At 72.1% G+C, this 12,452-nt stretch carries 15 protein-coding genes; 9 read left to right on the plus strand and 6 right to left on the minus strand.

Translation table 11 applies throughout. The annotated features are described in order from the left end of the window. The first annotated feature begins 152 nt into the window (after positions 1-152). Entirely contained in the window at positions 153-1,142 is a 990-nt protein-coding gene (gene moaA / locus IE108_RS30260; RefSeq protein ID WP_064727192.1) for a GTP 3',8-cyclase MoaA, read from the plus strand. Between the two features lie 24 nt (positions 1,143-1,166). Here moaA and IE108_RS30265 read toward each other — a convergent pair whose 3' ends face one another. Further along, positions 1,167-1,412, minus strand: a complete 246-nt coding sequence (locus IE108_RS30265) for a hypothetical protein (protein ID WP_064727191.1) — start codon at positions 1,410-1,412, stop codon at positions 1,167-1,169. A gap of 211 nt (positions 1,413-1,623) precedes the next feature. Continuing rightward, positions 1,624-2,034: a DUF3099 domain-containing protein gene (locus tag IE108_RS30270; protein ID WP_064727190.1), complete on the minus strand. Its 411-nt coding sequence runs from the start codon at positions 2,032-2,034 to the stop codon at positions 1,624-1,626. 261 nt (positions 2,035-2,295) lie between these two features. On the opposite strand from IE108_RS30270, the gene IE108_RS30275 reads away from it, so the two are divergent. Then, complete coding sequence (locus tag IE108_RS30275; protein WP_064727189.1) at positions 2,296-2,577, plus strand: GlsB/YeaQ/YmgE family stress response membrane protein; 282 nt, start codon at positions 2,296-2,298, stop codon at positions 2,575-2,577. 91 nt (positions 2,578-2,668) lie between these two features. On the opposite strand, the gene tyrS is transcribed toward IE108_RS30275, so the two are convergent. The 3 genes from tyrS to IE108_RS30290 form a co-directional block, all read right to left on the minus strand. Then, positions 2,669-3,937 carry a tyrosine--tRNA ligase gene (gene tyrS, locus IE108_RS30280; protein ID WP_064727188.1) on the minus strand — a complete coding sequence of 423 codons (1,269 nt, stop codon included), beginning with the start codon at positions 3,935-3,937 and terminating at the stop codon, positions 2,669-2,671. Between the two features lie 71 nt (positions 3,938-4,008). Beyond that, on the minus strand, positions 4,009-5,403 hold the full coding sequence (locus IE108_RS30285) for a metallopeptidase TldD-related protein (protein WP_064727187.1): 1,395 nt from the start codon (positions 5,401-5,403) through the stop codon (positions 4,009-4,011). Continuing rightward, the gene (locus IE108_RS30290) at positions 5,400-6,923 is read right to left on the minus strand and encodes a TldD/PmbA family protein (RefSeq protein ID WP_064727186.1); all 1,524 of its coding nucleotides are present in this window, start codon (positions 6,921-6,923) and stop codon (positions 5,400-5,402) included. Before IE108_RS30290 ends, IE108_RS30285 begins: the two co-directional genes overlap by 4 nt. Before the next feature lie 286 nt (positions 6,924-7,209). Here IE108_RS30290 and fabG point away from each other — a divergent pair, with 286 nt between their 5' ends. From fabG to IE108_RS30305, 3 genes are all read left to right on the plus strand, one after another. After that, a complete protein-coding gene (gene fabG, locus IE108_RS30295) occupies positions 7,210-7,914 on the plus strand; it encodes a 3-oxoacyl-[acyl-carrier-protein] reductase (RefSeq protein WP_064727185.1) in 705 nt (234 codons plus the stop codon). A gap of 5 nt (positions 7,915-7,919) precedes the next feature. Continuing rightward, positions 7,920-8,687, plus strand: coding sequence for an enoyl-ACP reductase FabI (gene fabI / locus IE108_RS30300; RefSeq protein ID WP_064727184.1), 768 nt, complete (start codon positions 7,920-7,922; stop codon positions 8,685-8,687). Between the two features lie 180 nt (positions 8,688-8,867). Then, a complete protein-coding gene (locus IE108_RS30305; RefSeq protein ID WP_064727183.1) occupies positions 8,868-9,218 on the plus strand; it encodes a hypothetical protein in 351 nt (116 codons plus the stop codon). Here IE108_RS30305 and IE108_RS30310 read toward each other — a convergent pair. After that, complete coding sequence (locus tag IE108_RS30310; protein WP_064727182.1) at positions 9,196-9,888, minus strand: FadR/GntR family transcriptional regulator; 693 nt, start codon at positions 9,886-9,888, stop codon at positions 9,196-9,198. The genes IE108_RS30305 and IE108_RS30310 overlap by 23 nt on opposite strands. A gap of 119 nt (positions 9,889-10,007) precedes the next feature. On the opposite strand from IE108_RS30310, the gene IE108_RS30315 reads away from it, so the two are divergent. The 4 genes from IE108_RS30315 (at position 10,008) to IE108_RS30325 (ending at position 12,448) form a co-directional block, all read left to right on the plus strand. Further along, positions 10,008-11,282 (plus strand): CynX/NimT family MFS transporter, encoded by a 1,275-nt coding sequence (locus tag IE108_RS30315; RefSeq protein WP_064727181.1) that lies wholly within the window; start codon positions 10,008-10,010, stop codon positions 11,280-11,282. Positions 11,283-11,336: 54 nt separating this feature from the next. Further along, positions 11,337-11,453 carry an SGM_5486 family transporter-associated protein gene (locus tag IE108_RS35175; RefSeq protein WP_107420105.1) on the plus strand — a complete coding sequence of 39 codons (117 nt, stop codon included), beginning with the start codon at positions 11,337-11,339 and terminating at the stop codon, positions 11,451-11,453. Between the two features lie 176 nt (positions 11,454-11,629). Further along, positions 11,630-11,839, plus strand: coding sequence for a hypothetical protein (locus tag IE108_RS30320; protein ID WP_064727180.1), 210 nt, complete (start codon positions 11,630-11,632; stop codon positions 11,837-11,839). Between the two features lie 90 nt (positions 11,840-11,929). Further along, on the plus strand, positions 11,930-12,448 hold the full coding sequence (locus tag IE108_RS30325; protein ID WP_064727179.1) for a SixA phosphatase family protein: 519 nt from the start codon (positions 11,930-11,932) through the stop codon (positions 12,446-12,448). Positions 12,449-12,452: the final 4 nt, after the last annotated feature.

The following is a 12,452-nucleotide window of genomic DNA, read 5'->3' on the forward strand; positions in this document are numbered from 1 at the left end:
GCCCGTACGCGGCCCCGTCGTAGATCCCTACGACGGGGCCGAGCCGTACGTCGTAGGGATCGGCCCCCTGTGGATGTCGGACCGGTCACGTAGGCTCGCAGGTGTAGGAGGAGTCAACGCTCCGCCGATCCGCGTCGAGGGAGGGGGCCCACGTGCTCATCGACACCTACGGCCGAGTGGCCACCGACCTGAGGGTCTCGCTCACCGACCGGTGCAACCTGCGCTGCACCTACTGCATGCCCGAAGAGGGCCTCCAGTGGCTGGCCAAGCCCGACCTGCTCACGGACGACGAGATCGTCCGCCTCATCGACATCGCGGTCACCCACCTCGGTATCGAGGAGGTCCGCTTCACCGGCGGGGAGCCGCTGCTGCGGCCCGGCCTGGTCGGCATCGTCGAGCGCGTCGCCGCCCTCGGCCCGCGCCCCCGGATGTCCCTCACCACCAACGGCATCGGCCTCAGGCGCACGGCGACGGCCCTGAAGGCGGCGGGCCTGGACCGGGTCAACGTCTCGCTGGACACCCTGCGCCCCGACGTCTTCAAGACCCTCACCCGCCGTGACCGTCACAAGGACGTCCTGGAAGGCCTGGCCGCCGCCCGCGAGGCCGGGCTGACCCCGGTGAAGGTCAACAGCGTCCTGATGCCGGGGCTCAACGCCGACGAGGCCCCCGCCCTGCTGGCCTGGGCCGTCGAGCACGACTACGAGCTGCGGTTCATCGAGCAGATGCCCCTGGACGCCCAGCACGGCTGGAAGCGCGACGGCATGGTCACCGCCGGTGACATCCTGGAGTCCCTGCGCACCCGCTTCGAGCTGACCGCCGAGGGCTCCGAAGAGCGCGGCTCCGCGCCCGCCGAGCGCTGGATCGTGGACGGCGGCCCGCACCGCGTCGGCGTCATCGCCTCCGTCACCCGCCCGTTCTGCTCGGCTTGCGACCGCACCCGTCTGACCGCCGACGGCCAGGTGCGCACCTGCCTCTTCGCCCGCGAGGAGACGGATCTGCGCGCCGCCCTGCGCTCCGAGGCCCCCGACGAGGAGATCGCCCGCATCTGGCGCCTGGCCATGTGGGGCAAGAAGGCCGGCGCCGGTCTCGACGACCCGACGTTCGTACAGCCCGACCGGCCCATGTCGGCGATCGGGGGCTAACCCGCGAGGCCGCGCGGACTCGGCCTACGGGGCGCCGGGGGACTCCCACTCGGCCAGCGGGACCACGTCCTTGAGGAAGCCCCGCAGGTCGAGGAAGCTCGACAGGTGCTCCCGGTGCTCCTCGCAGGCGATCCACGTCTTGCGCCGCTCGGGCGTGTGGATCTTCGGGTTGTTCCATGCCAGCACCCACACGGCGGCCGCGCGGCAGCCCTTGGCGGAGCAGACCGGGGCGGCTTCCGGGGCGCTGTCCGGGGCGGTGTCGTCACTCACAGTTCGTCTCACAGGTCCACACAAAAGGCGACGCCGAGCAGCCACGGGGGGAGCTGCCCGGCGTCGGTCCGTCGCTCCGACGGGGGATGCGGAGCGCGTACGAAGTATGTCACGGGTCACCCTGGGCCCGGCACCGGAACCACACGATTCATCTGAGCATTTCTTCTGCCTGGCGTGGAATGCACGCCCCCTCCGGAAGGGGCTTCCGCGGTTACGGCCTGTCGCGCGACTCGCCCGCCGCACCCGGCGACGGGTCGGACATCGCGTCCTGCTGCGGACCGGAACGCGCGGCACCGCCACCGGCGCCGTCGTCCGCCCGCGGCGGCATGATCATCGGCGGCGTCGGCACCGTCACGAACGTCGTGGGCAAGGATGGCGCGTTCTCGCGCCCCGCGTTGGCGATCACCACCGCGATGTAGGGCAGGACCACGCCGAGCACCAGGGCCACGATCGCGACGTGCCGCTCCACGTTCCACAGGCAGGCCGCGAGGACCACCGACACGGTGCGGACCGACATCGAGATGACGTACCGGCGCTGCCGCGCGCGCACGTCGTCCTGGAGACCCGTCCGGGCCCCGGTGATCCGGAACACCTCGACGCCGCCGGCACTCTGCTTACGCATCCGGTTCCACCATCCGCCCGCTCGGACCGTCCCCGCCCCGCTGCCGTCCGTGGCCGCTCGGGGACACCGGTCCCGGACAACTCACCACGTTACGCCGCGCCCGCGCCGCCCACGAGACCGGGGCACCCACTCGGCGCCCGCCGAACGCGCGGTGACGGGGCCGCCCGGGGTACCCCGTTCGGACGTATCCGGCATGCGCCGTACGCGGTACGGCCGAAGACTGGCGGCAATGCTCGCGTTGAGCCGTACGAGGAGGCAGTCATGGGCTGGTTGTGGGCGATCATCGTCGGATTCGTGCTCGGGCTCATCGCCAAGGCGATCATCCCCGGCAAGCAGCACAGCCCCCTGTGGCTGACCACCATCTTCGGCATGCTGGGCGCGATCGTCGGCAACGCGGTGGCCCGGGCGGCCGGGGTGGACGCGACCTCGGGCATCGACTGGTGGCGGCACATCTTCCAGCTGGTCGCGGCGATCATCATCGTCGCCCTCGGTGACGCCGCCTACATGGCGGTGCGCGGCAACAAGAAGCGCGGCCGGGCCTGACGGCGGGCGCTCCGCCCCCCGACCGCGGGCGCCGCGCACACCACGGGGCGGCCCCGGCACCGTGAGATGCCGGGGCCGCCCCGTGCCGTGCTCAGGCGCCGGTGACCTCGACCGCGGCGAGGCTCTTCTTGCCGCGGCGCAGCACCAGCCAGCGTCCGTGCAGCAGGTCCTCCGCGGCGGGGACCGCGTCCTCGGCGGTGACCTTGGCGTTGTTCACGTAGGCACCGCCCTCCTTCACCGTGCGGCGGGCGGCGGACTTGCTGGCGACCAGGCCGACCTCGGCGAAGAGGTCGACGACCGGGGCCGGCTCGGCGACCCGGACGTGCGGCACCTCGGAGAGGGCCGCGGCGAGCGTCCCGGCGTCGAGAGCGGCGAGGTCGCCCTGGCCGAAGAGGGCCTTGGACGCGGCGATCACGGCGGCCGTCTGGTCGGCGCCGTGCACCAGCGTCGTCAGCTCCTCGGCCAGCGCGCGCTGCGCGGCCCGGGCCTGCGGCCGCTCCTCGGTCTGCCGCTCCAGCTCCTCCAGCTCCGCGCGGGACTTGAAGGACAGGATCCGCATGTAGCCCGAGATGTCCCGGTCGTCCACGTTCAACCAGAACTGGTAGAACGCGTACGGGGTGGTCATCTCCGGGTCCAGCCAGACCGCGCCGCCCTCGGTCTTGCCGAACTTGGTGCCGTCGGCCTTGGTCATCAGCGGCGTCGCGTAGGCGTGGACGCCGGCGTCCGGCTCCAGGCGGTGCAGCAGGTCGAGGCCGGCCGTGAGGTTGCCCCACTGGTCGCTGCCGCCCTGCTGCATCGTGCAGCCGTACCTCCGGTAGAGCTGGAGGAAGTCCATGGCCTGGAGCAGCTGGTAGCTGAACTCCGTGTAGCTGATGCCCTCGGAGGACTCCAGACGCCGGGCGACAGAGTCCTTGGTCAGCATCTTGTTGACCCGGAAGTGCTTGCCGATGTCCCGCAGGAACTCGATGGCCGACAGGCCCTCGGTCCAGTCGAGGTTGTTGACCATCACGGCCGCGTTCTCGCCCTCGAAGGTCAGGAACGGCTCGATCTGGCCGCGCAGCCGGTCGACCCAGCCCGCGACGGTCTCCGGCGAGTTCAGCGTGCGCTCCGCGGTCGGGCGCGGGTCGCCGATCTGGCCCGTCGCGCCGCCGACCAGCGCCAGCGGCCGGTGGCCGGCCTGCTGGAGCCGGCGCACGGTGAGCACCTGCACCAGGTGCCCCACGTGCAGCGACGGCGCGGTCGGGTCGAAACCGCAATAGAACGTGACCGGACCGTCCGCGAGAGCCTTGCGCAAAGCGTCCTCGTCGGTGGACTGGGCGAACAGCCCGCGCCACTTCAGCTCGTCGACGATGTCCGTCACGGTTCTCGTGTCTCCTACGTGCTCATACGGTGCGTGGTCTTCGGACGGCCGGGTGACGGCCGACTACGAGGTTATACGCCCTGGCTGACAGAGCTCATATTGAAATCCGGCACCCGCAGCGCGGGCATCGCCGCCCTGGTGAACCAGTCGCCCCACTCCCGGGGCAGCGTCTTCTCGGTCCGCCCCGCCTCGGTGGCCCGGCCCAGCAGGCCCACCGGCGACTCGTTGAACCGGAAGTTGTTCACCTCGCCGACGACCTCGCCGTTCTCGACCAGGTACACCCCGTCCCGGGTCAGCCCGGTCAGCAGCAGCGTGGCCGGGTCGACCTCGCGGATGTACCAGAGGCAGGTCAGCAGCAGCCCGCGCTCCGTGCCGGCCACCATGTCGTCCAGCGAGCGGTCCGTGCCGCCGTCCAGGACCAGGTTGCCGATCGCCGGAGCCACCGGCAGCCCGGTCAGGGCCGCGCTGTGCCGGGTGGTCGTCAGCCGGTGCAGCTCACCCGCGCGGATCCAGTCCGTGGCCGCCACCGGCAGCCCGTTGTCGAACACCGACTGGTCCCCGCCGGAGGAGTGCGCCACCACGAAGGGCGCGCTCTCCAGCCCCGGCTCGTGCGGATCGCTGCGCAGGGTCAGCGGCAGCTCGCCCAGCCGCTCGCCGACGCGCGTGCCGCCGCCCGGCTTCGAGAACACCGTGCGCCCCTCGACCGCGTCCCGTCCCGACGCCGACCACAGCTGGTAGATCAGCAGGTCGGCCACCGCGGTCGGCGGCAGCAGCGTCTCGTACCGGCCCGTCGGCAGCTCCACCCGGCGCTCGGCCCAGCCCAGGCGGACGGCGAGGTCCGCGTCGAGCGCCCCCGGGTCGACGTCCTTGAAGTCCCGCGTGGCGCGCCCCGCCCACGCCGACCGGGTCCGGTCGGGGGACTTGGCGTTCAGCTCCAGCGTCCCGTTGGGCTGGTCGTGCCGCAGCCGCAGCCCCGTGGAGGTCCCCACGTAGGTCGACGTCATCTCGTGGTTGGCGAATCCGTACAGCTCCCGGCCGCCCGCACGCGCGCGTGCGAACGCCTCCCCGAGGGCGGGCGCGAAGTCCGCGAACACGGCCGAGGACGTCTCCGCCGGCGCGTCGGTGAAGTCGGGCGACGCGGGTACGTCCGTGACCAGCGGCTGCGCGTCCTCGGCGGGTCCGGCGCCGCGCGCCGCGGCCTCGGCGGCCCGCACCAGCGGCTCCAGTTCGTCCACGGTCACGGCCGAACGCGACACGACGCCCGACGCGGTGCCCTCCCGCCCGTCCACAGTGGCGACGACGGTCAGCGTGCGTCCGCGCGTGACGCCGTTGGTGGTGAGCGCGTTGCCCGCCCAGCGCAGGTTGGCGGTGGACTCCTCGTCGGCGATGACGACGCAGCCGTCCGCCCGCGACAGCTCCAGCGCCCGCTCGACGATCTCGTGGGGCTTGTGGGTACGGGCGCTCATCGACCGGCCTCCTGGGTGGTGTTGAGGATGTTGACGCCCTTGAAGAGGGCGGACGGGCAGCCGTGCGACACGGCCGCGACCTGGCCGGGCTGGGCCTTGCCGCAGTTGAAGGCGCCGCCCAGGACGTACGTCCGCGGGCCGCCGACCGCCGCCATGGAGCCCCAGAAGTCGGTGGTCGTCGCCTGGTAGGCCACGTCCCGCAGCTGACCGGCGAGCCGCCCGTTCTCGATCCGGAAGAAGCGCTGCCCGGTGAACTGGAAGTTGTAGCGCTGCATGTCGATGGACCAGGAACGGTCCCCGACGACGTAGATCCCGCGGTCCACGCCCCCGATCAGATCCTCCGTCGACATACCGCCCGGGTCGGGCTGGAGCGAGACGTTGGCCATGCGCTGCACCGGCACGTGGGCGGGGGAGTCGGCGTACGCGCACCCGTTGGAGCGCTCGAACCCGGTGAGCCGCGCGATCCGCCGGTCGAGCTGGTAGCCCACCAGCGTGCCGTCCTTCACCAGGTCCCAGGACTGGCCCGCGACACCCTCGTCGTCGTAGCCCATGGTGGCCAGCCCGTGCTCGGCGGTGCGGTCGCCGGTGACGTTCATCAGCTCCGAGCCGTAACGCAACTTGCCGAGCTGGTCGAAGGTGGCGAAGGAGGTGCCGGCGTACGCCGCCTCGTACCCGAGCGCCCGGTCCAGCTCGGTGGCGTGACCGATGGACTCGTGGATGGTCAGCCACAGGTTGGAGGGGTCCACGACCAGGTCGTACAGGCCCGCCTCGACGCTCGGCGCGCGCATCTTCTCGGCCAGCAGCTCCGGGATCTCGGCCAGCTCGGCGTCCCAGTCCCAACCGGTGCCGGTCAGGTACTCCCAGCCGCGGCCGGCCGGCGGGGCCAGCGTCCGCATGGAGTCGAACTCGCCGCTGGAGTCGTCGACGGAGACGGCGGTGAGGACCGGATGCAGCCGTACCCGCTGCTGCGTGGTCACGGTCCCGGCCGTGTCGGCGTAGAACTTGTTCTCGTGCACGGTGAGCAGCGAGGCGTCCACGTGGTCGACCCCGTCGGCCGCCAGCAGCCGCGCGCTCCAGTCGGCGAGCAGCGCCGACTTCTCCTCGGCCGGCACGGTGAACGGATCGACGTCGTACGCCGAGATCCACGTCCGGTCGGCGTGCACGGGCTCGCTCGCCAGCTCCACGTGCTCGTCCGACCCGGCCGCGCGGATCACCTGCGCGGACAGCTTGGCCATCGCCACCGCCTGCGAGGCGACCTTCGCGGCGGCGTCCATGGTCAGGTCCACACCGGACGCGAAGCCCCACGTGCCGCCGTGCACCACCCGCACCGCGTAGCCGAGGTCGGTGGTGTCGGAGGAGCCGGCGGGCTTGGCGTCCCTGAGGCGCCAGGAGGCGTCGCGCACCCGTTCCAGCCGGAAGTCCGCGTGCTCCGCGCCGAGCGCACGCGCGCGTGCGAGGGCGGCGTCGGCGAGGGCGCGTAGGGGGAGTGCCGTGAAGGCTTCGTCGATGCTGTGAGGCACCTGCGTCTCTTTCTGTCGACGTGACCGGTCGTCTGCCGCGACACCGGGCTCGGCCGCATCATGTCGCGCCGGGCGGGACGGCGACCACACCTTTGCCGCCGCGAGCGGTTGCTCCTCGCCGGGTCCGTTCTGTAGGGACCCGACAGTCAGTCCCGTAAGCCACTGTGGGTGCCCGAGTCTCCGCCGGGACACGCGGCCCGATAGGTTTTCGATGAAGCCGCCTGCACAGCCGCCCGTCGTCCGGGTGCTCGGGCGGACCACAGACCGCTAGGGAAAGGGTGATCCGTTGAGCCGCTCGGTTCTCGTCACCGGAGGCAACCGGGGCATCGGCCTCGCCATCGCCCGCGCCTTCGCCGACGCCGGCGACAAGGTCGCGATCACATACCGCTCGGGTGAGCCGCCGGAGGGCTTCCTGGCCGTCAAGTGCGACATCACCGACACCGAGCAGGTGGAGCAGGCCTACAAGGAGATCGAGGAAGCGCACGGTCCCGTCGAGGTCCTGGTCGCCAACGCCGGCGTCACCAAGGACCAGCTCCTGATGCGCATGTCCGAGGAGGACTTCACCTCGGTCCTGGAGACCAACCTCACCGGCACCTTCCGGGTCGTCAAGCGCGCCAACCGCGCCATGCTGCGCGCCAAGAAGGGCCGCGTCGTCCTGATCTCGTCCGTCGTCGGACTCCTCGGCTCCGCGGGCCAGGCCAACTACGCCGCCTCCAAGGCCGGTCTGGTCGGCTTCGCGCGCTCCCTCGCCCGTGAGCTGGGTTCGCGCAACCTCACCTTCAACGTCGTCGCGCCCGGCTTCGTGGACACGGACATGACCAAGGTGCTCACCGACGAGCAGCGGGCCAACATCGTGTCGCAGGTGCCGCTGGGCCGGTACGCGCGCCCCGAGGAGATCGCCGCCGCGGTGCGGTTCCTCGCCTCGGACGAAGCGTCGTACATCACTGGAGCCGTCATTCCCGTTGACGGCGGACTGGGAATGGGTCACTGATCACCATGAGCGGAATCCTCGAGGGCAAGCGTGTCCTGATCACCGGTGTGCTGATGGAGTCCTCCATCGCCTTCCACACCGCCAAGCTGGCCCAGGAGCAGGGCGCCGAGATCATCCTGACGGCGTTCCCGCGCCCCACGCTGACCGAGCGCATCGCCAAGAAGCTGCCCAGGCCCACCAAGGTCATCGAGCTGGACGTCACCAACGACGAGCACCTCGGGCGCCTCGCCGACATCGTCGGGGAGGAGCTGGGCGGCCTCGACGGCGTCGTCCACTCCATCGGCTTCGCGCCGCAGGACGCGCTCGGCGGCAACTTCCTGAACACGCCGTTCGAGTCGGTCGCCACGGCCATGCACGTCTCGGCGTACTCCCTGAAGTCGCTGACCACGGCCTGCCTGCCGCTGATGCAGAACGGCGGCTCGGTCGTCGGCCTCACCTTCGACGCGCAGTACGCCTGGCCGCAGTACGACTGGATGGGCCCGGCGAAGGCGGCCCTGGAGGCCACCAGCCGGTACATGGCGCGGGACCTCGGCAAGCAGAACATCCGCTGCAACCTGGTCTCGGCCGGCCCGATCGGCTCCATGGCCGCCAAGTCCATCCCGGGCTTCGCCGAGCTGGCCTCGGTGTGGGACAACCGCTCCCCGCTGGAGTGGGACCTCAAGGACCCGGAGCCGGCCGGCCGCGGTGTCGTCGCGCTGCTGAGCGACTGGTTCCCGAAGACCACCGGCGAGATCGTCCACGTCGACGGCGGACTGCACGCCATCGGCGCCTGACCGGACCCCGTCTCCGGCCGTTTCCGGTGACACGCGAAGGACCCGCACCCCGCTCGGGCGCGGGTCCTTCGCGTGTCACCCGTCCGGCCCAGCCGGCCGGGCGGCGGGCCGGCGTCCGGCGCACGCTGAGGGGGCGTTCCCCACGAGCCTTTCCTCCCAGCACCGCCGAGGAGGCCTCCCGTGCGTCCGCTCGCCCGCCTCGCCCCGGCCGTCCTCGCCCTCGTCTGCGTGCTGCTCCTGCCGTACGAGGCGATGTCCCACGCGCGGGTGGAGGCCGGGGGCCCCGCGCGGGCGGAACCGTTCGGATCCGAGTGCCGGGTCCGCGTCGACGACTCCGACGTGACCGCCCACTGCCACAACCCGTACCCGGAGACCGACGCGGTGCGGCTGCACGTCGAGTGCGCCCGCTGGTGGGACCTCGACGGCGACTCCGCGCCGGTCGAGGCCGGGCCGGCGCAGACCGTGCGGCTGGACGGGCGGTGCTGGAAGGAGGTCCGGTCCGCCTGGGTCAGTCACCGGAGGGCGCGCTGAACCGCCCCGGACGGCACAGGAACGGATAGCCCGCCGCCTCCGAACCGGCGGTCCCGGCGTCCCCCGCGCGGATCGCGTCCACCAGCCTGGTGTGGTCCATGTGCGTCTCCGGCGTCAGCTCGCCGCCGACGTCGCCGCGCAGCCAGTCCCGCATCACCTCGCCGAGGTCGGCGTACATCGCGGTCATCACGTCGTTGTGCGAGGCGGCCACGACGGCCAGGTGGAAGGTCGCGTCGGCGGTCACGAACGCCTCGGCGTCGCCCGACTCCCAGGCCTCCTCGCGGCGCACCAGGAGCGCGTCGAGCTGCTTGAGGTCCTTCTCCGTGCGCCGCTGGGCGGCGAGCCGGGCGGCGGACGACTCCAGGGTGGACCGCAGCTCGGCGATGTGCCGGGGATCGGCCTCCGCGAAGCGGCGCTGCATCACGCCCGCCAGCTCACTCGTCGCCACGACGTACGTGCCGGAGCCCTGACGGATGTCCAGCAGCCCGTTGTGCGCCAGCGCGCGGACCGCCTCCCGCACCGTGTTGCGGGCGACCCCGAGCTGCTCGACCAGCTCGGGCTCCGTCGGGATGCGGGAGCCGACCGGCCACTCGCCCGAGGCGATCTGCTGCCGCAGCGCCGCGATGACCTGCTCGGACAGCGCCGAGCGACGGGGATGGCTCAGAGGCATGGCTCACCTTCGCACGTGGAGTGGACAAGCATTCATCCCATGATTCTATGATGGGTCTCATGGCTAGTGAGGAAACCCGGACGGAGACACGTACGGAGACGACCCGCACGCAAGCGCGGATGCCCGCCACGCCCGGCGGGACGGAGAAGGCGCCCCAGGCGTCCGGTACGCGTGCGTGGACACCGTGGACGACCCGGCTGCTGATCCTCGGCATCGTGCTGGCCGCCGTCAATCTGCGTCCCGCCATCACCAGCCTGGGCGCCCTCCTGGAGGAGGTCCGCGACGGCCTCGGCATGAGCGGCAGCGTCGCCGGACTGCTCACCTCCGTCCCGCCGCTGTGCTTCGCCGTCTTCGGCGTCACCGCGCCCCGGCTGGCCCGCCGCTTCGGTCCCGGCGCGGTGGTCTTCGCGGGCATGGCCGCCATCACCGCGGGCCTGGTGATCCGCCCCTACGCCGGCGGGACGGCCGGATTCCTGGCCGCCACCGCGCTCGCGCTGATGGGCATCGCGGTCAGCAACGTCCTGATGCCGGTCATCGTCAAGCGCTACTTCCCCGACCGGGTCGGTTCCATGACCGGCCTGTACTCGATGGCCCTCGCCTTCGGCACCTCCGTCGCCGCCGCCGCGACCGTGCCGGTGACCGACGCCCTGGGCGGCCACTGGCAGCCCGGCCTCGCCGTGTGGGCGGTGGTGGGCGCGGCCGCCCTGCTGCCGTGGCTCCCGTTCGTGCGCCACCGCGAGGCGCCCTCGGCCGAGACGCCCGCCCGCTCCCCGGAGCGCCCCGCCGGACCGGCCGCCGAACAGCCGCCCCTGCGGATCACCCGCAGCCGCACCGCCTGGGCGCTCGCCGTCTTCTTCGGCCTCCAGGCCACCGCCGCCTACATCACGATGGGCTGGATGGCGCAGATCTTCCGGGACTCCGGGGTCTCCGCCGGCACGGCCGGACTGCTGCTCGCCGTGATCATGGTGATGGGTGTGCCGCTGGCCTTCGTCATCCCGCGCGTGGCCACCCGGCTGCCCCACCAGGGCCCGATCGTCGTGGTCCTGGGCCTGTGCGGACTAGCCGGATACGCCGGCCTGTACTTCGCCCCGGTCGGCGGCGCCTGGCTCTGGGCCCTGCTGCTCGGCGTGTCGAACTGCGCCTTCCCGCTCGCGCTGACCATGGTCGGCATGCGGGCCAGGACCGGCGCGGGCGTTGCCCAGCTGTCGGCCTTCGCGCAGAGCACCGGCTACCTGATCTCCATCCCCGGACCGCTCCTGGTGGGCGTGCTCTACCAGCACAGCGGCGGTTGGGGCCTGCCGATCGCCCTGATGAGCGCCCTCATGGTGCCCCAGATCGTGGTGGGCGTCCTGGCGGGCCGCGACCGCACGGTGGAGGACGAGGCGGCCCGCTGAGCCCTCGGGCGGCCCGCCCGGCACCGCGCCGGCGCCGGATGGGAGACTTGCCGCATGCCAGTCCTCGACCCGAACCCCCAGAACGGCCAGAAGAAGATGCTGCTCGTCTTCGGCGGCTTCCTAGCGATCTTCGTGATCATCGGCATCATCGCCACGATCGCCTCGCCGTGACCCGTCCTCCGGCCGGACGGTGGGGTTAACCCCCCGTCCCCTAGGGGGCCAGGGTCAGGGTCAAGTGGGTGGACCTCCGGATGGGTTGGGGCCCACGGATTCCGTAGTTTCGAGACGTGCCCGCGGCAGGCGGGACGCGGAGCACGGACCGGGCTCGGAGACCAGCGGAGGCACCCATGTCGGCACCTGTCTGCACCAGGCCCGCCCGTGCGACCCGGGGCGGCGCGGACACCCGCCTCCCCTGGTGGGCGCTGGCCCTGCCGGTGCTCGCCTTCGTGGCACTGCTCCTGCTGATACTCAACCCCGCCGACGCCCACGCGGCCACCGGGCAGCCCGCGGCCGTCGCCCACCTGCTGGAGTGGCTGCGGCAGCTGACGGCGCGCTGAGGCCTGCCCCGGCCCGGACGTGCGTACGGCGGTGAATCCGCATGTCAACTCCCTGCGCCCCGTGGCCTGTTTCATGCGAAGCTGGAATGCATGAGCGTCGCAGAACCCCGCAGGATTGTCCTTTTCCGGCATGCGAAAGCCGACTGGCCACAGATGACCGACCACGAGCGACCGCTCGCTGATCGGGGTCGCAAGGACGCCGCCGAGGCCGGGCGACGGCTGGCGGACACCGGTCTCGCCTTCGACCAGGCCCTGTGCTCCACCTCGACCCGGACCCGCGAGACCTGGAAGCTCGCCGTCCAGGAGTTCCCGCACCGGCCGAAAACCGTCTACGAGGAGCGGATCTACGAGGCCTCGCCGGGCGAACTGATCGCCCTGCTCAACGAGACCCCCGACGACCTGCGGAACGTACTGGTGATCGGCCACAACCCGGGCATGGAGGGACTCACCGAGATCCTCTCCGGCTCGGCCGAGGACGAGGCGCGCGCCCGGATGGGAAACCGGGGCTTCCCGACCGCGGCCTTCGCCGTCCTGACCTTCACCGGCTCCTGGAAGGACGTGGAGCCCGGAGCGGCCACCCTGGCCGACTACTGGGCCCCGACCGACTGACCGG

It is taken from the genome of Streptomyces parvulus (assembly GCF_014648855.1).
Taxonomy (GTDB): domain Bacteria; phylum Actinomycetota; class Actinomycetes; order Streptomycetales; family Streptomycetaceae; genus Streptomyces; species Streptomyces parvulus.

Excerpts from the sequence above, each read along its gene's own strand:
- IE108_RS30270 (WP_064727190.1), bottom strand. The coding sequence starts at position 2,034 with ATGCGTAAGCAGAGTGCCGGCGGCGTCGAGGTGTTCCGGATCACCGGG.
- IE108_RS30275 (WP_064727189.1), top strand. The coding sequence starts at position 2,296 with ATGGGCTGGTTGTGGGCGATCATCGTCGGATTCGTGCTCGGGCTCATC.
- IE108_RS30285 (WP_064727187.1), bottom strand. The coding sequence starts at position 5,403 with ATGAGCGCCCGTACCCACAAGCCCCACGAGATCGTCGAGCGGGCGCTG.
- fabI (WP_064727184.1), top strand. The coding sequence starts at position 7,920 with ATGAGCGGAATCCTCGAGGGCAAGCGTGTCCTGATCACCGGTGTGCTG.
- IE108_RS30310 (WP_064727182.1), bottom strand. The coding sequence starts at position 9,888 with ATGCCTCTGAGCCATCCCCGTCGCTCGGCGCTGTCCGAGCAGGTCATC.
- IE108_RS30315 (WP_064727181.1), top strand. The coding sequence starts at position 10,008 with ATGCCCGCCACGCCCGGCGGGACGGAGAAGGCGCCCCAGGCGTCCGGT.
- IE108_RS35175 (WP_107420105.1), top strand. The coding sequence starts at position 11,337 with ATGCCAGTCCTCGACCCGAACCCCCAGAACGGCCAGAAGAAGATGCTG.
- IE108_RS30320 (WP_064727180.1), top strand. The coding sequence starts at position 11,630 with ATGTCGGCACCTGTCTGCACCAGGCCCGCCCGTGCGACCCGGGGCGGC.
- IE108_RS30325 (WP_064727179.1), top strand. The coding sequence starts at position 11,930 with ATGAGCGTCGCAGAACCCCGCAGGATTGTCCTTTTCCGGCATGCGAAA.